The 20,874-nt window shown below is 70.8% G+C and carries 18 protein-coding genes; 8 read left to right on the top strand and 10 right to left on the bottom strand.

The window, feature by feature from the left end; genetic code table 11:
• Nucleotides 1–22: 22 nt before the first annotated feature.
• Nucleotides 23–2,539, bottom strand: a complete 2,517-nt coding sequence (locus ACFTQE_RS05080; RefSeq protein WP_376924044.1) for a beta-glucosidase — start codon at nt 2,537–2,539, stop codon at nt 23–25.
• Nucleotides 2,540–2,726: 187 nt separating this feature from the next.
• Between ACFTQE_RS05080 and ACFTQE_RS05075 the strand changes: the two genes are divergently transcribed.
• Entirely contained in the window at nt 2,727–3,371 is a 645-nt protein-coding gene (locus ACFTQE_RS05075) for a TetR/AcrR family transcriptional regulator (protein ID WP_376924043.1), read from the top strand.
• Nucleotides 3,372–3,374: 3 nt separating this feature from the next.
• Here the strand turns inward: ACFTQE_RS05075 and ACFTQE_RS05070 are convergent, their stop codons facing one another.
• The 3 genes from ACFTQE_RS05070 to ACFTQE_RS05060 form a co-directional block, all read right to left on the bottom strand.
• Complete coding sequence (locus ACFTQE_RS05070; protein ID WP_376924042.1) at nt 3,375–4,781, bottom strand: MFS transporter; 1,407 nt, start codon at nt 4,779–4,781, stop codon at nt 3,375–3,377.
• Between the two features lie 175 nt (nt 4,782–4,956).
• The gene (locus tag ACFTQE_RS05065; RefSeq protein ID WP_376924041.1) at nt 4,957–5,517 is read right to left on the bottom strand and encodes a hypothetical protein; all 561 of its coding nucleotides are present in this window, start codon (nt 5,515–5,517) and stop codon (nt 4,957–4,959) included.
• Between the two features lie 106 nt (nt 5,518–5,623).
• Nucleotides 5,624–6,529, bottom strand: coding sequence for a serine protein kinase RIO (locus ACFTQE_RS05060; RefSeq protein ID WP_376924040.1), 906 nt, complete (start codon nt 6,527–6,529; stop codon nt 5,624–5,626).
• A gap of 236 nt (nt 6,530–6,765) precedes the next feature.
• On the opposite strand from ACFTQE_RS05060, the gene ACFTQE_RS05055 reads away from it, so the two are divergent.
• A complete protein-coding gene (locus ACFTQE_RS05055) occupies nt 6,766–7,386 on the top strand; it encodes a TOPRIM nucleotidyl transferase/hydrolase domain-containing protein (RefSeq protein WP_376924039.1) in 621 nt (206 codons plus the stop codon).
• 32 nt (nt 7,387–7,418) lie between these two features.
• Here ACFTQE_RS05055 and ACFTQE_RS05050 read toward each other — a convergent pair whose 3' ends face one another.
• On the bottom strand, nt 7,419–8,051 hold the full coding sequence (locus ACFTQE_RS05050) for a hypothetical protein (protein WP_376924038.1): 633 nt from the start codon (nt 8,049–8,051) through the stop codon (nt 7,419–7,421).
• A gap of 138 nt (nt 8,052–8,189) precedes the next feature.
• On the opposite strand from ACFTQE_RS05050, the gene ACFTQE_RS05045 reads away from it, so the two are divergent.
• Complete coding sequence (locus ACFTQE_RS05045) at nt 8,190–9,713, top strand: MFS transporter (RefSeq protein WP_376924037.1); 1,524 nt, start codon at nt 8,190–8,192, stop codon at nt 9,711–9,713.
• Between the two features lie 24 nt (nt 9,714–9,737).
• On the opposite strand, the gene ACFTQE_RS05040 is transcribed toward ACFTQE_RS05045, so the two are convergent.
• The 3 genes from ACFTQE_RS05040 to ACFTQE_RS05030 form a co-directional block, all read right to left on the bottom strand.
• Entirely contained in the window at nt 9,738–10,298 is a 561-nt protein-coding gene (locus ACFTQE_RS05040) for a hypothetical protein (RefSeq protein ID WP_376924036.1), read from the bottom strand.
• A 10-nt stretch (nt 10,299–10,308) separates the two neighbouring features.
• The gene (locus ACFTQE_RS05035) at nt 10,309–10,755 is read right to left on the bottom strand and encodes a DUF3995 domain-containing protein (RefSeq protein ID WP_376924035.1); all 447 of its coding nucleotides are present in this window, start codon (nt 10,753–10,755) and stop codon (nt 10,309–10,311) included.
• A gap of 91 nt (nt 10,756–10,846) precedes the next feature.
• Complete coding sequence (locus tag ACFTQE_RS05030) at nt 10,847–12,373, bottom strand: M1 family metallopeptidase (RefSeq protein ID WP_376924034.1); 1,527 nt, start codon at nt 12,371–12,373, stop codon at nt 10,847–10,849.
• Between the two features lie 312 nt (nt 12,374–12,685).
• Here ACFTQE_RS05030 and dnaK point away from each other — a divergent pair, with 312 nt between their 5' ends.
• The 5 genes from dnaK to ACFTQE_RS05005 all read left to right on the top strand — a co-directional run bounded on the left by dnaK (nt 12,686) and on the right by ACFTQE_RS05005 (nt 17,282).
• Nucleotides 12,686–14,560 carry a molecular chaperone DnaK gene (gene dnaK / locus ACFTQE_RS05025; RefSeq protein ID WP_376924033.1) on the top strand — a complete coding sequence of 625 codons (1,875 nt, stop codon included), beginning with the start codon at nt 12,686–12,688 and terminating at the stop codon, nt 14,558–14,560.
• Between the two features lie 2 nt (nt 14,561–14,562).
• Nucleotides 14,563–15,150, top strand: a complete 588-nt coding sequence (locus tag ACFTQE_RS05020) for a nucleotide exchange factor GrpE (RefSeq protein WP_376924032.1) — start codon at nt 14,563–14,565, stop codon at nt 15,148–15,150.
• 111 nt (nt 15,151–15,261) lie between these two features.
• On the top strand, nt 15,262–16,257 hold the full coding sequence (locus ACFTQE_RS05015) for a DnaJ C-terminal domain-containing protein (RefSeq protein ID WP_376924031.1): 996 nt from the start codon (nt 15,262–15,264) through the stop codon (nt 16,255–16,257).
• A 9-nt stretch (nt 16,258–16,266) separates the two neighbouring features.
• Nucleotides 16,267–16,683: a heat shock protein transcriptional repressor HspR gene (locus ACFTQE_RS05010; RefSeq protein ID WP_056656247.1), complete on the top strand. Its 417-nt coding sequence runs from the start codon at nt 16,267–16,269 to the stop codon at nt 16,681–16,683.
• Entirely contained in the window at nt 16,680–17,282 is a 603-nt protein-coding gene (locus ACFTQE_RS05005) for a hypothetical protein (RefSeq protein ID WP_376924030.1), read from the top strand. Before ACFTQE_RS05010 ends, ACFTQE_RS05005 begins: the two co-directional genes overlap by 4 nt.
• Here ACFTQE_RS05005 and ACFTQE_RS05000 read toward each other — a convergent pair.
• Both ACFTQE_RS05000 and ACFTQE_RS04995 read right to left on the bottom strand, forming a co-directional pair.
• Nucleotides 17,248–17,976: a hypothetical protein gene (locus tag ACFTQE_RS05000; protein ID WP_376924029.1), complete on the bottom strand. Its 729-nt coding sequence runs from the start codon at nt 17,974–17,976 to the stop codon at nt 17,248–17,250. The genes ACFTQE_RS05005 and ACFTQE_RS05000 overlap by 35 nt on opposite strands.
• Before the next feature lie 67 nt (nt 17,977–18,043).
• Nucleotides 18,044–20,791: a cation-translocating P-type ATPase gene (locus ACFTQE_RS04995; protein ID WP_376924028.1), complete on the bottom strand. Its 2,748-nt coding sequence runs from the start codon at nt 20,789–20,791 to the stop codon at nt 18,044–18,046.
• Nucleotides 20,792–20,874 lie beyond the last annotated feature (83 nt).

Below are 20,874 nucleotides of genomic sequence, written 5' to 3'. Positions count from 1 at the left end.
GGTGCGTGTGTTCGTGCGCGCCTCAGGGGTGAACCTGCAGCACGGCCTCCAGACGGAGATCTCTGCTGGAACGCCCGACGCGCACGCGGTACTCGCCGCGCGGCAGGCTCCAGTCTCCGCGTTCGAGATCCCAGATCTCGAACGCGCGACGCGGAATGGGGATGGTGACGGTGACGGATGCCCCCGCTGCGGCGTCGACCACGGCGGAACCGGCGAGCCAGCGCACCGGTCGCTCGATGCCGTCGTCGGGGCCCTCGAGGTAGACCTGGACGACCTCGCGGCCGTCGCGACCGCCGACGTTCGAGACGGTGACGGATGCCTCCGCATGCGCGCCGGCGTCAGCCGGTGCGACCGAGAGCGCCTCGTACTGCCAGCTCGTGTAGCCGAGGCCGAAGCCGAACTCGCGGGCGGGCGTGCGTGCGAGCCGATCCCAGCCGCGGTGGCCGACGTGGATGCCCTCGATGTAGTCGAGGTAGCCGCCGACGGGCAGGCCGTTCGGCACCGGGACATCCGCTTCGTCGACCGGGAGGGTCCACGGCAGGCGACCCGAGGGTTCGATCGCGCCCGTGAGCACCGCCGCGAGGGAGGTGCCCGCCTCCTGGCCGGGCAGCCACCACCACAGCACCGCCGGCGCCTCGTCGAGCCACGGCAGGATGACGGGTGCTCCCGCGTTCACGACGACGACGGTTCGGGGGTTCGCGGCGACCACGCGGCGGACGAGCTCGTTCTGTCGGCCGGGCAGGGCGAGGTTCGGTCGGTCCCACCCCTCGGACTCGGTCTCGGAGTTCGTGCCGATGACGACGATCGCGAGGTCGGATGAGGCTGCGGCGGCGACGGCGTCGTCGATCTCCTCGGAGACCGACCTGCCGGGCGTGCGCGAGCGGAGGTGCACGCGCACGAAGCGGCCGTACGACTCGGCGTCGACGATCTGCAGCTCGGCGGCGATCGTGACGGACCGCGTCTCGTCGGTGTCGATGACGGCGGTGAGGCTCGGCGGGTTCGCGTACGAGGAGTCGAGCACCACCTCGGCGCCGACCCGCCGCTCCGACTCGCCGACGAGCTCGCCGTCGACCAGCACGCGATGCGCGCCGACCGGGGCGATCTCGATCTCGTGCCGCCCGGCACCGGGCAGCTCGAGTTCGGCGACGAGTCGCACGCGCGCGGCATCCGTTCGCTGAACCGGGAACCAGATGCGGGCGGGGTCGGTGACGGCGAACTGCTCGAGCACGCCGTCGTCGTCGCCGAGCAGTTCGACCAGGAGGCCGGGCTCGCCAGCCGGGGTCGAGAGCCGGTCGAGGGGCACGAGCGGTGCGGTCGCCTCGGCCGTGCCGCCGCGATGGAGCGTGACGGAGGCGCCGGGCAGCGCCTCGACGAGCGCCGCGAGCGGGTCGGCGACGAGCGGGGGCGTGACGAACGCGCTGCCGCCGCCCTGGGTGAACGGCTTCACGGCATTCGGGCCGATGAGGGCGACGGATGCCCCGGCCGGCAGGTCGAGCGGCAGCACGCCGCCCTCGTTGCGCAGCACGACCGTCGAGCGGGCGGCGAGCTCGGTGAGGAGGCCGCGCACCTCGGGGGAGTCGGGAGCGGGGAAGTCGCCCGCGGGCGCCGGCTCGACGAGTCCGGGCGTGCCGCTCAGGGCGCCCACCCTGGCGGCGAGCGTCACGATGCGCTCGACGTGCTCGTCGATGGCGGCCTCGCTCACCCGGCCGGCGTGCACGGCGTCGACGAGGGCGTCGCCCCACGGGCCGAGCGGGCCGGGCATCACGAGGTCGAGGCCGGCGTTGGCCGGGGCATCCGTGGTCTTCGTCGCGAGCCAGTCGCTGACGACGACGCCGTCGAAGCCCCACTCGGTGCGGAGGATGTCGGTGAGCAGCACCTCGTGCTCGGTCGACGTCGCTTCGACGCCCCCGACGGCGAGCCCGTTGTAGGCCGCCATGAGGGTCCAGACGCCGGCTTCGACGACCGCCTCGAAGGGGGCGAGGTAGACCTCGCGCAGGGTGCGCTCGTCGATGCGGGCGATGTACTCGGTGCGCTCGGTCTCGGACTCGTTCGCGATGAAGTGCTTGATGCAGGCGGCGACGCCCGCGGCCTGGATCGACTCGACGAACGCGACCGCGAGGTTCGCCGCGAGCGTCGGGTCCTCGGAGAGGCACTCGAAGTGCCGCCCGCCGACCGGGGTGCGCTGCAGGTTCACGACCGGCGCGAGCACGACGTCGACGCCCTTGCGGCGGGCCTCGGAGGCCATGAGCGTGCCGATGCGGCGCTGGATCTCGGGATCCCAGGTCGCGGCGGTCGCCGAGGGCGCCGGCAGCTGCGCCGACGGCAGGCTCGAGGTGTCGTCGCCGCCGCGCACGCCGATCGGGCCGTCGGAGACGGTGATCGTGCGGAGGCCGAGTTCGGGCAGCGAGTGCAGGGTCCACGTTCCGGCGCCGGTGAGCAGTCGCACTTTCTCGTCGAGCGGAAGGCTGCGGGCGGTCGCCGCGGGCGAGAGGGGGGTCACCGTGTCGGCCGGTTCGGTCACCATGTGGTTCGGGCTCACGCCTGCACTCCGTTCGTGTCTCGTCGTCGAGGGACTGCGGCCATGCTGGCATACTTACTGACCTGTAAGTAAGTTGAGCTGGTAACGTTTCGATAACACCAGATGGTGGGCAGTGCCGGCGTCGCCGTGGAATGCTGCAATCGAGCGAGACGCGGGGCCGCGAGGCATCCGCACAGGAGGGAACCCCGTGGCCACAGCCCATGACGACGCGCGCGGCAAGCCGGCCGCCGAGCGCGCCCTGCGTCCGCAGGCCCGCACCACCGAGCGCCGCGAGGCCGTGCTGAAGGCGGCGATGAACGTGTTCGGTGCCCGCGGGTACAACAAGGGCGCACTCGTCGAGGTGGCCGAGCAGGCCGGCATGACCCATGCCGGCGTGCTGCACCACTTCGGCAGCAAGGAGGGGCTGCTCGTCGCGATGCTGAAGTACCGCGACGGCGAGGAGGTCGCCGGCGTGCCCGCCCGCGCGCAGACCGAGGGCCCGGCGTTCCTGCAGCACCTCGTCGACACGGTCGAGGAGAACACGCACCGCCGCGGCGTCGTGCAGGCCTACTCGGTGCTCTCGGGGGAGTCGGTCACCGACGGGCATCCGGCCCACGAGTACTTCGAGATGCGCCTCGACGTGCTGCGCGAGAAGATCGCCGGTGTGCTCGGCGAGGTCACTGGCAACACCGACCCCGAGGAGCTCTCGGACTCGGCCTCGGCGCTCATCGCCGTCATGGACGGCCTGCAGGTGCAGTGGCTCCTGAACCCCGACGCGGTCGACATGCCCCGCATCGTGAGCCGCACGCTCGACGAGATCGTCGCCCGCCTGCGGGCGCGGGCGGGCGACTGATCGCTACTTCGCCGGTGCGCTCGCCTTCACGGGGATGAGGAGCGCGAGCCCGAGCGCGATCACGAGCACGATGCCGAGGATGCCGAAGTACGGCTCGCCGCCGATCGTGACGAAGAGCGCGAAGGCGGTCGGCGCGAGGAAGCTCACCGCACGGCCGGTCGTGGCGTAGAGGCCGAAGACCTCGCCCTCGCGGCCGGCGGGGATGAGCCGGGCGAGGAAGGTGCGGCTCGCCGACTGCGCCGGACCGACGAAGAGGCAGAGCGCCAGGCCGGCGGTCCAGAACACGATCTGGCCGCCGTCGTGCAGGAAGAAGACGAGCAGTCCGCTCACGACGAGCCCGATGAGGGCGGCCATGATCACGGGCTTCGCCCCGAGCCGGTCGTCGAGCGCGCCGACCGCGATCGTCGAGATGCCCGCGACGACGTTCGCCGCGATCGCGAAGATGATGACCTCGCCGGCCGAGAAACCGAAGACGGATGCCGCGAGCACGCCGCCGAACGTGAAGACGCCGGCGAGTCCGTCGCGGAACACCGCGCTCGCCAACAGGAACCAGACGGTGTTCCGCTGCTCGTTCCAGAGTCGCTTGATGTCGCGTCCGAGCCGCGCGTACGAGGCGAAGAAGCCGATCTTCTCCCGCTCGACGGCGGCGGGGTTGCGGTACTCGGGCACCGCGAAGAGCACGGGCAGGGCGAAGAGGCCGAACCACAGTGCGGAGACGAGCATCGTCACGCGCACGTCCATGCCGTTGTCGCCGGTGACGCCGAAGAGGCCGACCTCGGGCTGGATGAAGCCGAAGTACACGACGAGCAGCAGCACGATGCCGCCGACGTAGCCCATGCCCCAGCCGAAGCCCGAGACCTTGCCGATCGATCGGGGCGTCGAGACCTGCACGAGCATGGCGTTGTAGTTGACGCCCGCGAACTCGAAGAACACGTTGCCGGCGGCGACCAGGAACAGGCCGAGCAGCAGGTACTCGGGGCCGGGCTGCACGAAGAACATCGCGACCGTGATGGCCACGACGATGTACGTGTTGACGGCGAGCCAGAACTTGCGGCGACCGCTCGTGTCGGAGCGCTGGCCCGTGATCGGCGCGAGCACTGCGATCAGGAGGCCGGCGATCGCGAGCGCCCAGCCGAGCTGGGCCTCGACCGTGCCCTTCGGGCCGAACGACTCGCTCGTGAGGTACACCGTGAACACGAACGTCGTGACGACCGCGTTGAAGGCGGCGGATCCCCAGTCCCAGAGGCCCCACGCGAAGATGCGTCCCTTGCGGGCGCCGGCTTCGGAGACCGCCTCGACCTGGCCGGTCGCGACCCCGATCGTCGCCGCGGCCCCGTCGGGCGGGGTGAGGTGGGACGGCGGGAAGTTGCGGGGCGCTTCGGGCGAGCGCGACGCGTCGGGGTCGGTCATGGCTGCAGTCTCGTTCTCTCAGGTGAACAGCGGGTGGCGGATGCCGCGGCCGGGCGCTGCCCGGTCGGCACGCTCACGCGAGCCGGGGTCCTCATCGACCCGAGGGCACTGTATCGCTGCTGTGCATCCGACCGCTCGCGGCTCGCGGCCTGCAGTGCCGCGAGCCGGCGCGCTCCTACTGCAGTTCGAGCACTTCCTGGAGGATCGGGTTGTAGCTGCCGAAGTGCAGCACACCGGACTCGAGCTGCACCGACGGCTGGTAGTTCGAGTCGTAGTCGGCAGGCGCGAGGTAGGTGCCGTCGCCGCGCTCGGTGTCCTCGAGCCAGCCCTCGGCCTGCAGCTGATCGAGCCAGGCCTGGCCCTCGTCGCCCACCTCGAGTCGCGCGTACCAGACGGCGACATCGCTGTTCGGCTTGGTCCAGACGCAGACGAGCGCCCCTGCCTCCGCCATGCGCTCCATGACCGGCCCGAGCAGGAACGGTTCCGCCTCGAGTTCGTGGCCCTCGTCGGCGAGGCGTGCGTACTCGGCGTCGGTGAACACGGTGTCGCAGCCCGCCGCCGCGGCCGGAGGATCGACGGGGGCATCGGTGGCGGGAGCCGAGGGTTCGACGCTCGCCACGGTCTCCGCAGCGGCGCCGGAGGCGGACGGATCGGCCGCGCCCGCGCCGCAACCGGTCAGGACGAGGGTGAGCGCGCCGGCGGCGATCGCCGCGAGGACTGGGGTTCGAGATGCCATGCCCAGAGAATAGGAACATATCTTCCTATTCGCAACGGATGTGCTCGAATCGTGACCCGCGTTCAGGGGTAGCCCTGAGACGACAGCGCGGCCGGGCGACCGCCGCTCAGCTGTAGACCTCGGCGATCAGCTCGCCGAACAACTGCTCCGCGTCGCACTCGAGGCGCTGCCGGGTGAACCAGTCGCAGACGTTCCGGCAGTCGCGATGCAGCAGGTCGAAGCCCTGCGGATTCGACACCACGTCGACCACCTGCGGCAGGTCGATCGCGACCATCCGGCCGTCGTGCACGAGCAGGTTGTACGGCGAGAGGTCGCCGTGGGCGAGCCCCGAGCGCGCGAGCGTGCGCATGAATTCGATGACCTGGTGGAACAGCTCGCGCAGCTCGTCGGGCGTGGCGCGCACCTGCGCGAGGCGCGGCGCGGCGACCCGGCCGTCGCCGATGAACTCCATGAGCACCTCCGTGCCGCTCACCTGCACCGGGTACGGCACGGCCGCCCCGAGCTCGGTCAGCCGCTTGAGCGCCTCGAACTCGGCGTAGGCCCACTGCACGCGAGCGACCTCGCGTCCGAACGTCGTGCCCTTCGCGAGGGCGCGGGCGTCGCGGCTGCGGCGGGTGCCGCGCCCCTCGGTGTAGACCGTCGAGCGGTGGAAGTCGCTGTGCTCGGTGCCGCGGTACCGCTTCGCGGCGAGCAGCACGTGCGCGCCGAGGGTGCCGGGCTCGGCATCGGGCACGGCGCGTTCGATGAGGAAGAGGTAGGCCTCCTTGCCGGTCTTCACGACACCGAGTTCGGTGTCGATCGCCGCGGCATCCGTGACGAGCCAGGCTGGCCGAGGCTGGGGGCCGCGTTCGAGGGGAGTGGTGGCCGGCCAGGTCGACCAGCGTTGGCCCTCGCCGGGTTCCGTGGTCTGGAAGGCGAGGTCGCCCGCGTCGAAGCGCGGGGTCGTGAAGGCGATGGATGCCGTGTGCGCACGCACGACGGCGGATTCGTCGAGAGACGAGGTGATGTGCAAGGTGGATCTCCGAAGGTCGCGGAGGCCACCGGGCCGCTTAGCGGGTGGAGGCCTCGCAAGTGAAGGGAACGTGGAGGTTCACGACAACGACAGCCATGATCGACTCCTTTCTTCACCGGATGCACCGGAGCGGATGCTGCGCGAATCGGCAACTCCGGCAGTCTAGGTGCGTTCGAGCGCCACGTCCAGAGCCGAGTTCGTCGCTGCGCAGGCGCGCGCGGAGTAGGGTCGGCGCCATGCAGGGCGACGTGGAGCACGAGGCATCCGCCACCGTGGTGCTCGTCGAGGGCGACAGCGACCGGCTCGCGGTCGAGGCGCTCGCGACCCGGCTCGGGCACGATCTCGCCTCGGCGGGTGCGCGCGTCGTCTCGATGCACGGCGTGACCAACCTGCACCGCCACCTCGGCGAGATCGCCGGACGGCACCGGCCGCCGCGCGTGCTCGGGCTCTACGACGCCGCCGAGATCGGCTACGTGCGACGTGCCGTCGACGACGCCGGCCTCGGTTCGGCGGGCACGCTCGACGAGCTCGCCGCGCTGGGCTTCTTCGCGTGCGATCCCGACCTCGAGGGCGAGTTGATCCGCGCGCTCGGCATCGATCGCATGCAGCAGCTGCTCGCCGAGCACGGTGAGATCGTGCGCTTCCGAGGGTTCCAGCACCAGCCCGCCCAGCGCCTGCGGGCGGCTGATGCGCAGCTCCGGCGGTTCCTCGGCACCCACGCCGGGCGCAAGGCGCAGTTCGCGCCGCTCATGATCGACGCACTCGACGAGCACCGCATCCCCTCGGCCATGCGGCGACTCGTCGAGACCGCGGTCGAGCGGGTGCCCGCCGCGCGGCCGTCAGCGCCGCGTCGCTGACGGGGCGAAGCACCGCGTCGGGACGGGCTCCCTCACACGCGCCCCGATGCCGCGACCACACTCGGATCGGCGACCTCGACGACGATCAGCGACGTCGGCTCGACGCCGTCGCCGTCAACGGGAGTCCGCCAGATCCGAACCGGTGCACCGATGCCCGGAACCTGCGGCTGCAGCAGTCCACGGCTCGTCGCCGATCGCGGACGCCACTCCGCGTGGAACACCGACTCCTCGGCACCTGACACCGTGAGGTCGAACGACGAGACCGTGCCGTCCTCCGAGAGTCGGATGTCGCGGGCGAGCACCACTCCGTGCTCAGCGCGCACGCCGTCGCGGAGCATGGCCCACTCCGCCTGCATCGCGCGCTCCTTCCTCGCCCCGGAGATCGATCCGACGAGGAGTGCCCAGATGGTCACGGGGATCGCGGCGAGCAGGATCGTGAAGATCGCATCGAACCACCACCCGGGCGTCGCGCCCGACCAGAGCAGCATGAGGACCGCGACGACGCCGAGGGTCGCGACCACGTTCGCGGCCGCGAACAGCGAATGGCCGACCGGGCCCAGCCGAGCCGGGAGGCCGAGCGACTCGGGAACGCTCTCGAAGGCGTCGAGTCGATCGAGCAGGTGCACGACGTGGCCGGTGGTGTCGGCGGAGGGCGGCTTCGGCATGGCCGCATCGTAGCCCCAGCAGGGAAACGCGCCGTGAACGGCTCTTCCGTCGAGGTCCGCGATGTGGTTCAGTGAGCCATGGACCCCAACGCAGCCGCCGGGGGGCGGTTCAACGGCAGACTCGCCATCCTTCTCGCGATGGCAATGTTCGTACTGGTCGTCGACACCTCGCTCATGAACGTGTCGATCTCGGCCGTGGTACGCGATCTCGACACCACGGTGAGTGGTGTGCAGGGTGCGATCGCGCTCGAGGCGCTCGTCTCGGCGGCGTTCATCCTCATCGGCGGCAAGACCGGCGACCTCATCGGGCGCAAGCTCGCCTACATCCTCGGCCTGCTCGGCTATGCGATCGGGGCCATCGCGATGGTCTTCGCGCAGGACCTCACCGCGATCATCATCTTCTGGGCGTTCATCGGCGGAATCGGCGCGTCATTGCTGCTGCCCGCGATGCAGTCGCTCATCCACGGCAACTTCGAGGGCGCGCACCAGACGCGGGTGTACGCGCTGGTCGGGGCATCCGCCGCCATCGCCGCCGCCGTCGGGCCGTTGCTCGGCGGGTTCATCACGACCTTCCTCTCCTGGCGGGTCGGCTTCGCCCTCGAGGCGGTCATCATCGCGGTCGTGCTCGCGGGCATCGGGCTCGTGAAGGACGTGCCGTACCACGGCGACCGATCGATCGACCTCGTCGGGGCGGTGCTGTCGATCGTCGGCATGGGCGGCGTCGTCACCGGCATCCTCGTCTGGCAGGAGGGCGGCGGGTACGTCGGCCTCATCATCGGCATCGGGGTGCTCGGCCTCGGCCTCCTGGTGTTCTGGCTGCGCAGCCGCAAGCGTCGCGGCAAGCCCACACTGCTCGACCCGACGCTGTTCGATTCGAAGATGTTCCGGTCGGGTGCGAGCGGGCAGCTGCTGCAGCAGATCGCCCTCGGCGGCACGATGATCGTGCTGCCGATCTACCTGCAGATGGTCTTCGAGTACAACGCGCTGCAGGCGGGGCTGTCGATCGCGCCGCTCTCGCTCAGCATGTTCGTCGTCGCGCTGCTCGCCGGCCGGGGACTCAAGCGGCGCCCGGCCACCATCATCCTGTGGGGCTTCGCGCTCGTCGTCGTGGGCGTCACGGTGCTGGTGCCGATCGTGCCCATCGCCGACTCGGGCTGGTACCTCACCCTGCCGCTCATCGTCGCGGGCTGCGGCCTCGGCCTGCTCGTCTCGCAGCTGAACAACTACACGCTCTCGCCGATCTCCGACGAGCGCGTGAGCGAGGCGGCGGGCGTGAACTCGGCCGCGGGCTCCTTCGGCCTCTCGTTCGGCCTCGCCTTCGCCGGTGCCATCATGCTCGCGACGCTCGCCTTCACGTTCACCGCGAGCGCCGAGGCGAGCTCGGTGCTGACCCCCGACGAGCAGCAGCAGGTCTCCACCGTGCTCGAGGAGGACGCCGAGATCATGACGAACACCGGCCTCGAGTCGCTGCTCGTCGATCAGACGCCCGAAGTGCAGGAGGAGATCCTGCGCATCAACACCGACTCGCGGTTCATCGCCCTGCAGGTCGCCCTGCTGGTGCCGATCCTCGCGGGGCTCCTCGGCGTCGCGAACGCGCTGCGGATGCGACGGCTGCCGGATCCGAAGCCCAATGCATCCGCCGAGGGGGCGGCGCTCGGCTGAGGTGCGGTCGGGTCTCGTCGCGGGCTATGCCGCGGGCGCGAGCATCGACGCGTACGACGGGGCGCTGACGAAGGTGAGCGACGCGTCGGTGAGCACGGCGATCGGGCTGATGCCGCTGCCCGGTTCCACCGGTCCGACGTAGGCCCCGGGTACCGGGTCGTCGGTGAGGACGTATCCCGTCTCGCCGAGCATCTCCGTCCAGGCGACCTGGTCGGCGGGAGCGACGCCGACCTCGACGACGGTCAGCGTGATGTCGGTGCTCGGCTTCCCCCAGGCGCAGGCGATGCCGTCCGCCTCGACCATCCGAATGGCGAGTGCATCGAACACCTGCGGCGTGGGGAGCGGTTCGAGGCCGTCGTCGGCGAGCTTCTGGTACGCCTCGGCCGAGAGCACCGTCCCGCATGTCGCAGCAGGAACTGCGCTCGGCGTCGGCGATGGATCCTGCGTCGCGGTCGCGGTCGCGGTCGCGGTCGGAGATGTCGACGGTGTCGGCGCCGCGACATCGCCGGTGGCCGTGCACCCGCTGAGCAGGCCGACCGTGACGGCGATCAGCAGGGCACCGCCGAAGGAAGGGCTTCGTGTCATGGCTGCGAGCCTAGCCCCGCCGTTGCCGACGAGCGCCGAGCAGCGCCCCGGCGCCGAGGATGAGGCACAGCGGCCGGTAGTAGCGTGCGTCGAGCGTGCGGAACCGATCGCTCGGGTCGGGCAGGCCGAGGGCCCGGCCGGCGATGACGCCGCCGACTGCCGCTCGGGTCAGGAGCGCCAGCCCCGCAGCGCGCCGGGCGAGCACGGCGATCGGACGATCCCCGAGCGCTCCGCCGACGATGATGCCGGCCGCCGTCGCCATCACCGCCACCGTCGCGGTCGCGACGGGCGCCGGTGGGGCGGTCGTCGATCCGACCGTCGCGTCCGCCAGCTCGGCACGGCTCTTCGCGGGCCAGCTCGAACCGCTCGCCCAGGCGGCGTGCAGCACGCCGACGCCCACGAGTCCGGCGGCCGCGACCGCTCTCGACGCCAGCCGCACCCCGGAACCACCTCGCACGGACCCACCATAGTCGCCGGCTGCACCGGCGCTCGGTGGGCCCGGCCGTTCGAGGCGGCTGCCCGACGGCGCCGTCGCTACGGCGTCGTCGCTACGGCGTCGTCCAGGTGGCCGGCGGCTTCACCTGGTCGTACAGCCAGATCTTGAAGAAGGCGTCGAGGTCCGCTCCCGATGCCTCCTCGAAGACGGCCTGGAACTCGTCGGCCGTCGCGGCCGAGTCGTCGTAGCGCTCGAGCCAGAGCCGGGTGCCGGCGAAGAACGCCTCGTCGCCGAGCTCGACGCGCAGCGCGTGCAGCGTGCCGGCGCCGCGGTCGTAGATCTGGCCGGCGAAGAGGCCCAGTGCGCCGGGATCGCCGATCCGGAGCTGCCAGTACGAGGCCGGGCGGGTCTGGTTGTACCAGTTGTCGTAGGCCTGCTGCGCGGTAGTGCCGCCCGTGTGTTCGGTCCACATCCGCGTCGCGTAGGTCGCCCAGCCTTCGTTGAGCCAGATGTCCTGCCAGCGTTCGGGGCTCACGGCGTCGCCGAACCACTGGTGCGCGAGCTCGTGCGCGACCGTGCCCTGGCTCGCCTGGCTCGAGTAGACCGGGCGGGTCTGCGTCTCGAGGGCGTATCCGACCGAGTCGTTGTCGACGATCGCTCCGAACGAGGAGAACGGATACGGGCCGAATCGACTCTCGAAGAAGTCGATCATCGCGACCTGTCGCGCGAGACTCGCGTCGGTGGTCGCCAGTCGCCCGGCCGACAGCTTCGTGTCGACCGCGTCGACGATCGGCACCCCGCTCGACGAGAAGTAGGTCTCGCGGAGGTCGAAGTCGCCGACCGACGCGGTCGTGAGGTAGCTGGCCTGCTGGTCGGGGGCGTCCCAGAACCACGTGGTCCATCCGCCGGCCGTCTCCTCGGGCCGGGGCTGGGTGCCGTTCGCCACGGCGACCTTGCCCTCCGGCACGGTGATCGCGAAGCTGTAGCTCGCCTTGTCGGTCTGGTGGTCGCTGACGGGGTACCACGTCATCGAGCCCTCGGGCTCGCTCACCACCATGGCGCCGTCGCGTGTGGTCACCCAGCCGTAGAGCGCCTCCTCGATGTCGAGCGGCCGCGTGGTCGGGCCCCCGTACTCGACGACCACCCGTGCGCTCTGGCCCGCCTTGAGCTTCGGGCGCGGCTGCACCGTGAGCTCCCAGACGCGTTCGGCGTCGTTCTGGACCTGCCAGTAGGCGGCTCCGTCGACCACTGCTCCGGCGGCCGGGGGTGCGACGAGCTTCGCGGTCTTGCCGTTCACCGTCAGCGAGCTGACCGTCATGCCGCGGAGGTCGAGGTTGAACCGGTCGAGGTCCTGCGTGGCGACGAGGTCGATCGTGGCGGTGCCGTCGAACCGTCCCGCGAGGGGTGCGGGCGCGGCCGCGGGCGGCGAGTACGTGACGCCGAGGTCGTAGTGCTGCACGTCGTAGCCGCCGTTGCCGGCGTACGGGAAGTACGAATCGCCCGCCCCTGGCGCGCCCGCCGTGTAGCGCGGCCCACCCGCTGCTCCGGGCGCTGCGACCGCTCCGGTCGCCCCGAGCCCCCCGATCACCGCGAGCGCGACCGCCAGGCCGCCGACCAGCTTCATCCGTCTCCCGTTCACGATCGTCCCCCTCATCGTCTCCACGTGGCGCACTTGCGCGAAACTCTAGGGATGCGCGGACGACGCCGGTAGCCCCCGACGCGGAATACTGGACGCCCGCTGTGAGTTGAGTCAAGTACACTCAAGTTTTACCGCCTCGACTTGACACGTTCACGGGGCGCTGAGAAGCTTGAGTCGGCAAGGCTCAAGTCTTGCCTCAGGTACTTCGGTTGCGGGCCAGGAAGGGTCGAACCGGTATCCGGCCAGCTGATCCACAGGCCGTGCGGCACTCCAGTGCGGCCCGGACCGCTGGCGGAGAGAAGGAGAACACACATGTCACGTGCAGTAGGAATCGACCTCGGCACCACCAACTCGGTCGTCGCGGTCCTCGAGGGCGGCGAGCCCACGGTCATCGCGAACGCGGAGGGTCTGCGCACCACTCCGTCGGTCGTCGCATTCACGAAGGACGGCGAGGTGCTCGTCGGCGAGACCGCGAAGCGCCAGGCCGTCACCAACGTCGACCGCACCATCGCGTCGGTCAAGCGCCACGTCGGCACCGATTGGAAGACCGACGAGATCGACGGCAAGCAGTACACGCCGCAGGAGATCTCGGCGCGCATCCTGCAGAAGCTGAAGCGAGACGCCGAGCAGTACCTCGGCGACACCGTCACCGACGCCGTCATCACGGTCCCCGCGTACTTCAACGACGCCGAGCGCCAGGCCACCAAGGAGGCCGGCGAGATCGCGGGCCTGAACGTCTTGCGCATCATCAACGAGCCCACCGCGGCCGCGCTCGCGTACGGCCTCGACAAGGGCAAGGAAGACGAGCTCATCCTGGTCTTCGACCTCGGTGGCGGCACGTTCGACGTGTCCCTCCTCGAGGTGGGCAAGGACGACGACTTCTCGACCATCCAGGTGCGCGCCACCGCGGGCGACAACCGCCTCGGCGGCGACGACTGGGACCAGCGCATCGTCGACTGGCTCATCAAGAAGTTCAAGGAGTCGACGGGCGTCGACGTCTCGAACGACAAGATCGCGAAGCAGCGCCTGAAGGAGGCCGCCGAGCAGGCCAAGAAGGAACTCTCCTCGAACCTGAAGGCGTCAATCCAGCTGCCCTACCTCTCGCTCACCGAGAACGGCCCCGCGAACCTCGACGAGACGCTCACGCGCGCCGAGTTCGAGAACATGACGAGCGACCTGCTCGACCGCACCAAGAAGCCGTTCGAAGACGTCATCCGCGAGGCGGGCGTCAAGCTCTCCGACATCGCGCACGTCGTGCTCGTCGGTGGGTCGACGCGCATGCCCGCGGTCAGCGAGCTCGTGAAGAAGGAGACCGGCCAGGAGCCCAACAAGGGCGTCAACCCCGATGAGGTCGTCGCCGTCGGCGCCGCCCTCCAGGCGGGCGTCCTGAAGGGCGAGCGCAAGGATGTCCTGCTCATCGACGTCACCCCCCTCAGCCTCGGCATCGAGACCAAGGGCGGCATCATGACGAAGCTCATCGAGCGCAACACGGCCATCCCCACGAAGCGCAGCGAGACCTTCACGACCGCCGACGACAACCAGCCGTCGGTCGCGATCCAGGTCTTCCAGGGCGAGCGCGAGTTCACCCGCGACAACAAGCCGCTCGGCACCTTCGAGCTCACCGGCATCGCGCCGGCGCCGCGGGGCGTCCCGCAGATCGAGGTCACGTTCGACATCGACGCCAACGGCATCGTGCACGTGTCCGCGAAGGACAAGGGCACCGGCAAGGAGCAGCGCATGACGATCTCGGGCGGCTCGAGCCTCCCGAAGGACGACATCGAGCGCATGGTGCGCGAGGCCGAAGAGCACGCCGCCGAAGACAAGGCGCGTCGCGAGTCGGCCGAGACCCGCAACCAGGCCGAGCAGCTCGTCTACTCGATCGAGAAGCTCATCAAGGACAACGACGACAAGCTCCCCGCTGACGTCAAGTCCGAGGTGCAGGGCGACGTCGACGCGCTGAAGACCGCGCTCGCCGGCGACGACGACGAGGCCGTGAAGTCGGCCTTCGAGAAGCTCAACGCATCGCAGGGCAAGCTCGGCGAGGCGATCTACGCCCAGTCGCAGCAGGCCGACGCGAGCACCGCGGCCGGCGAAGACGCGAACGCGTCGGGCGCCGAGGGCGACCAGTCCTCCGATGAGGACGTGGTCGACGCCGAGGTCATCGACGACGAGGAAGAAAAGAAGTAGCCATGGCAGACGAGAAGGAGACTCCCGAGGTCCCCGATCCCGACGCCGGCGCCACCGACGAGGTGACGGATGCCGCGGCATCCGTCACCCCGGAGGGGGCCGACCTCGAGGTCGACGACGACGAGGTGCTCACGGTCGACGACATCCTGAACGCGGCGAACGCCGAGGTGCAGGACCCGAGCGACGAGCACCTGGCCGACCTCAAGCGCATCACCGCGGAGTACGCCAACTACCGCAAGCGCACCGAGGCGAACCGTGAGCTCGAGCGCGAGCGCGCCGTCGGCGCGGCGGTGGCCGTGCTGCTGCCGGTGCTCGACGACCTCGACCGTGCCGAGAAGCACGGCGACCTCGAGGGCGACGCTCCGTTCGCGACGATCGCCGCGAAGCTGCGCGGCTCGGTCGAGAAGCTCGGCCTCACCGCGTTCGGCGAGGTCGGCGAGGCGTTCGACCCGCAGCGGCACGAGGCGATCTTCCAGCAGCCCTCAGACGACGTCGAGATCGACACGATCGCCGACGTCGTCGAGACCGGGTACACCCTCGGCGGCACGCTGCTCCGCGCAGCGAAGGTCGTCGTGAAGACCCCGCAGTAGACCCGACTCGGCCGGCCCGCGGCATCCGTTCGCGGATGTCGCCGGCCGGCCGACACGGTTTTCCGACAGACTCAAGACAGACTTCAGACACACACGAGAGAGGAGGTGCCGGTGGCCAGTCAGGATTGGTTCGACAAGGACTTCTACAAGGTGCTCGGCGTCTCCAAAGATGTGAGCGACGCGGAGCTCAAGAAGACGTACCGCAAGCTCGCGCGCAAGTACCACCCCGACTCCAACCCCGGCGACGCTGCCGCCGAGGCGAAGTTCAAGGAGATCAGCGAGGCGCATTCCGTGCTCGCCGACCCCGAGCAGCGCAAGGAGTACGACGCCGTGCGGGCCATGGGCTCCGGCGCACGATTCACCGCGCCGGGCAGTGCCGGCGGCGCCGGCGGCTTCGAGGACGTCTTCGGCGGCATGTTCGGCCAGGGCGGCGGGGGCCGCGGCCAGTCGTACACCTTCCAGCAGGGCGGCGACTACGACGACCTGCTCGGCGGGCTCTTCGGCGGCGGCCGCTTCGGCCAGCCGACGGGCGGCTACCGCGGCGCCGGCGGTCCCACCAGGGGCCGGGATGTCACGGCGTCGACGACGCTCGACTTCGTCACCGCCACGAAGGGCGACCAGATCACCCTGCAGACCTCCGAGGGCAAGCCGATCACGGTGCGCATCCCGGCGGGCGTCGCCGACGGGCAGAAGATCCGCCTGCGCGGCAAGGGCCAGCCCTCGCCCGACGGCGGAGAGCCCGGCGACATCGTGCTGACCGTGACCGTGCGCAAGCACCCGGTCTTCGAGCGCGACGGCCTGAACCTCCGGGTCACCGTGCCCGTCACGTTCGCGGAGGCCGCGCTCGGAGCGACCATCCAGGTGCCGACGCTCGGCGGCGATCCCGTGAAGCTGCGGGTCGCCCCCGGTACGCCGAGCGGCCGAGTGCTGCGCGTCAAGGGTCGCGGCGTCACGACGTCGAAGGGCACCGGAGACCTGCTCGCGGTCGTGCAGGTCGCCGTCCCCTCGCACCTCTCGAAGGACGCGGAGGCGAAGCTCGAGGAGTTCGCCGCCCTGCTTCCCGACGAGAACCCCCGCGCCGAGCTGCTCGCGAAGGCGAAGGGCTAGGCGGTGGAGATGAACGAGAGGAGCCCGCTCTTCGTCATCTCCGTCGCCGCCGAGCTCGCGGGCATGCACCCGCAGACGCTCCGCCAGTACGACCGGCTCGGGCTCGTCTCACCGACCCGCACCGCGGGCAAGTCGCGCCGCTACTCGATGCACGACGTCGTGCAGCTGCGCGAGATCGCCCAGCTCTCGAGCGAGGGCGTGAGCCTCGAGGGCATCCGCCGGGTGCTCGGGCTCGAAGACGAGGTGGCGACGCTGCGCGCCCGCGTGCGCGAACTCGAGGGCGCCCTCGCCGACGAGATGCTGAACCGCCCCGGCCGCCGCGTCTTCGCAGCGGGTTCGGCCGGCGAGGTCATCTCCCTGAAGGCCGGCACGCGCGTGCGCCGCGAGAACGCGGTCGTCGTGTGGCGCCCGCTCGAGCGCGAGTGATCGCCGCTCCGGCGGCGCCGTCCTCCACCGTCGCAGCGCCGTCCGCCGGCCCGGTGGGCGCCTGGGCCCTGCCGCTCATCACCCTCGGCTTCGTGATCGGCGTGCTGCCGGCGCTCGTCTTCGTCGGCGCGCTCCTCGTCTTCACGAGCATCGGCCTCGTCGCCGGCGGACTCGGCGGAGCCGCCCTCGTCGGCTTCCTCACGACCCTCGTCGGCGGCGGTGTGCTCGCCGAGCAGCCGTGGCTCGTCATCCTGCCGATGCTCGTCGGCGTCGCCGCATTCGCAGCGGGCATCGCCGGCAGCGTGGCGGCGCTGCGTCGGCGCGGCAGCCCGGCACCGCACGCGGTGACCTGGTCGGCGGCCGGCCTCGGCCTCGTGCTCCAGCTCCTCGTCAACGGAGCCGTCTACTTCGCCGTGCTCCTCGTGGCGCTGGTGATCGGCCCCGGGCCCGTGGGCCTCGTCTTCTTCGGGGGCGAGCCCGTGCCGCTCACGATCTTCGTGGTGCTCGCGCTCGCCGCGACCGCGGGGCTCGGCTGGCTGCTGTGGCTCGCCTTCGGCCGGGTGTTCAGCGACCCCAGGCGGAGGCCGGCGCCTCGATGACCTCGTAGGGCCGCGAGCTCCAGTGGGTGCCGTAGCCGTAGTGGCTCGAGGCCCACGCAGAGGCCCAGATCGCCTGCGCGGTGGCATCGGCCGAATCGCCCCGAGCGAGCGCGGCGTCGACCTCGGGGTAGCGACCCGACTGCAGGTTCTGGGCGGCGTAGAACGCGGCCTCGATGAGCGTCGGGTAGCTGCCGAGGCCCGAGCCGCCGCCCGAACCCTGTCCGTTGTTCAACGGGTTGTTGCGGTTCCACCAGTTGTCGGCGCCGTTCTCCTGACGCATCCAGCGCATCATGAAGGTGACGTTCTCCTCGGTCACCGGCCAGGCGCCCTCGACGAGCACGAGCTTGGCCCAGTCGGCGTTCGTGCCGCCGGCGACGAAGGTCTGGGCGCCGGTGGTCGCGACGTAGGACTCGTGCGAGACGGTCGGGGCCGCGACATCTGATGCGACCTTCAGGTCTTGCACGTCGCCGAGGTGCGGTGCGCTCGCCGAGGCGAACGACGCGAGACCGCCGGGCTGCGGCAGCGGCGCGAAGGCGAGGCCGGCGAGCAGGCCGAGCACCGAGAGCACTGCGGCTGCTGCGAGCGATCGGCGCGGCGGGCGCGCACGCGACGGCGACGGCCGCCGGGGACGCGTCACGGGCGTCGCGACCTCATGTCGCGCCGCCCGTCGTCCCCCGGCCCGTGCGTCCTGCATGCGGCACCGAGGGTAGCAAACCCCGCCGAGAGCCGCACCCAGCGAAGAGATCGGCGGTGCTCGACCCTCAGCGGATGACCGCCGCCGTGGCCACCGGCGAGGCCGCCTGACGGCGCGCGAGCCGGCGCCGCCGGAACCACTTGTCGCCCTCGACCACGACCAGGAGGATCAGGGTCAGCCCGATGCACTCGAGCCACTGCCAGCCCGTGAGCGACACGGTGCCGAGCATGCGCTGGAACAGTCCCAGCTCGGTCGAGACGACGATGAGCACGACCGGCCAGATCAGGATCTTCGCGACCGCGGCGATGGGCGGCAGCAGGCCCGACTCGGGCGTGCGGCGCATGAGCAGGGCGCTCAGCACGGTGGAGAGCCCGAGCACGACGTACGCCATCGTCATCGACGCGGTCGGCTCGACCGGGCTCGGCACATCGGGCCCCCACACGAGCGGCACGAGCGCGATGAGGAAGATGACCGCGCCGTAGACCAGCCACTCCACGAGCGACACCCGGTTGACGACGCCGACCTTCGGATCGCGCGGCGGGTGGTTCATGATGCCGGGCGGATTCGCGTCGGCGGCGATCGCGATGACCGCGAACAGGGCCACGAAGAAGTTGATGAACAGCACCTGCGCCGGGAAGAGTGCGACGCCCTCCGCGATCGAGAACGCGCTCGCGGCGAGGAAGAGCATGATCAGGCTGAGCAGCTGCGTCATCTGGAAGCGCAGGTACGCGGTGATCTTGGAGTAGACGATGCGGCCGAGCTCCACGGCGTGCACGAGCGTCGCGAAGTTGTCGTCGGTGAGCACGAGCTTCGCGGCCTGCTTCGTGACCTCGGAACCCGAGCCCATCGCGACGCCGATGTTCGCCTGCTTGATCGCCGCCGCATCGTTGACGGCGTCGCCCGTCATCGCGACGATGGCGCCGTCGGCCTGCAGGAGCCCGACCAGTCGCAGCTTGTCGTCGGGCGTGACCCGACCGAAGACGTGCAGGTCGGGCAGGCGGCGCGCGAGTTCCTCGTCGTTCATCGCCTTGAGGTCGGCGCCGCTGACGGCTCCGGTGCCGAGACCGAGCTCGGCGCCGATCGCGCCGGCGGTGACGGCGTGGTCGCCCGTGATCATGCGCACGTCGATGCCGGCCCGGTGCGCCACCTCGACGGCCGCCTTCGCCTCGGCTCGCAGCGGGTCGACGATGCCGACGATGCCGAGGAGTGCGAGATCGGACACCCACGACATCGGGTCGGCCGCGACCCGGCCCTCGTCGGCGTCGTCGAGGAACCGGGCGGCGAAGGCGAGCGTGCGAAGGCCGGTGGCCGACATGCGCTCGAGTTCCGCCGTCGCAGCGTCGGATGCCACGGGCACGATCTCCCTCGTCTCGCTCAGCATCGTGACGCAGCGCCCGAGCACCACGTCGGGTGCGCCCTTCACGATGAGCACGAGCCGTCGCTCGCCCTGCACCGGGATGCGCTGCAGGGTGGCCATGAACTTGTAGTCCGAGTCGAACGGCACCTCGGCGAGGCGCGGGTAGTCCTTCCGGGCCTGGTCGGCGTCGATGCCGAGTCGCGCGGCGAGCACCACGAGCGCGGCCTCGGTCGGGTCGCCCACGACGTCGCCGTCGGGCGACACCGTCGCGTCGTTCGGCAGGCTGATCGCGAGTCCGAGGGTGGGCGCGTCGAGCGGCTCGTCGGACGTGCCGAGCACCTTCCCCTCGAACGAGTAGCCCTCGCCGACGACCCGGTAGGTGTTGCCGCCGAACCAGGCGGTGCGCACCGTCATCTTGTTGAGCGTGAGGGTGCCCGTCTTGTCGGAGCAGATCGCGCTCGTCGCGCCGAGCGTCTCGACGTCGTTCAGCGACGTGACGATCGCGCGCTCCTTCGCGAGCCGCGAGGCTCCCCAGGCGAGCAGGCTCTGCACGAACACCGGCAGGCCGGTCGGGATCGCGGAGATCGCGACGGCCGTGGCGAGGAACAGCAGCTCGTCGAGGCTCTGCCCCCGCGCGAAGCCGATGATCACGATCACGAGCACGGCGCTCCAGGCGATGATGCCGAGCACCTTCGTGAGCCCGTCGAGCTCGAGCTGCAGGGGGGACTTCTTGTCGCCCACCTGCGTCAGGAGCGAGGCGATGCGGCCCATCTGCGTGCGCATGCCGGTCTCGACGATGACGACGCGCGCGGTGCCGCGGGTGACCGACGTGTTCTGGAACACCATCGACGTGCGATCGGCGAGTGCGGTCTCGGCGGGGTTCTCGGCCGGGCCCTTGGGAATCGGCAGCGACTCGCCGGTGAGCGAGGACTCCTGGGTCTCGAGGTTCGCCGAGCGGAGGATCCGGCCGTCGGCGGGCGCGAGATCACCCGACTCGAGTTCGACGATGTCACCGGGGACGAGCCCTGTCGCGTCGATCTGGAGCAGGGCGCCATCGCGCACGACCCGTGCCTTCGGGGTCTGCAGCTTCGCGAGCGCATCGACGCTGCGGCGCGCCTTGACCTCCTGCTGGGTGCCCGTGATGACGTTGAAGAGCACCAGGATCGCCACGATGATCGCCGTCGTGACCTGCCCGATGAGGAGCGACACGATCGTCACCGCGATGAGCATCAGGGTCATGAGCTCGAGCACCTGGCTGAGCGCGATGCGCCAGACGCTCGGCGGCGGGGCGCTCTGCAGGGCGTTCGGCCCTGCCTCGGCGAGTCGCCGCTCGGCCTCCGCGGCGGTGAGTCCGCGCGTCGCGTCGGTCTTCGCCCGCGCGACCACGTCGTCGGGGGCGAGCGCCCACCATGCGACGGCGTGGTCGTCGGTCGTGCTGTGCTGAGCTTCGATGGTCATCGCGAACCCCCAGAAGTCTGTCGACAATCGACAGGCTAGCCCGCCGGATGCCCCGAGCGGGAGAGGGAATCGACATCGTTTCG

It is taken from the genome of Agromyces sp. NPDC056965 (genome assembly GCF_042673425.1).
Classification (GTDB): domain Bacteria; phylum Actinomycetota; class Actinomycetes; order Actinomycetales; family Microbacteriaceae; genus Agromyces.
This window is presented reverse-complemented; position numbering and strand designations above follow the sequence as displayed.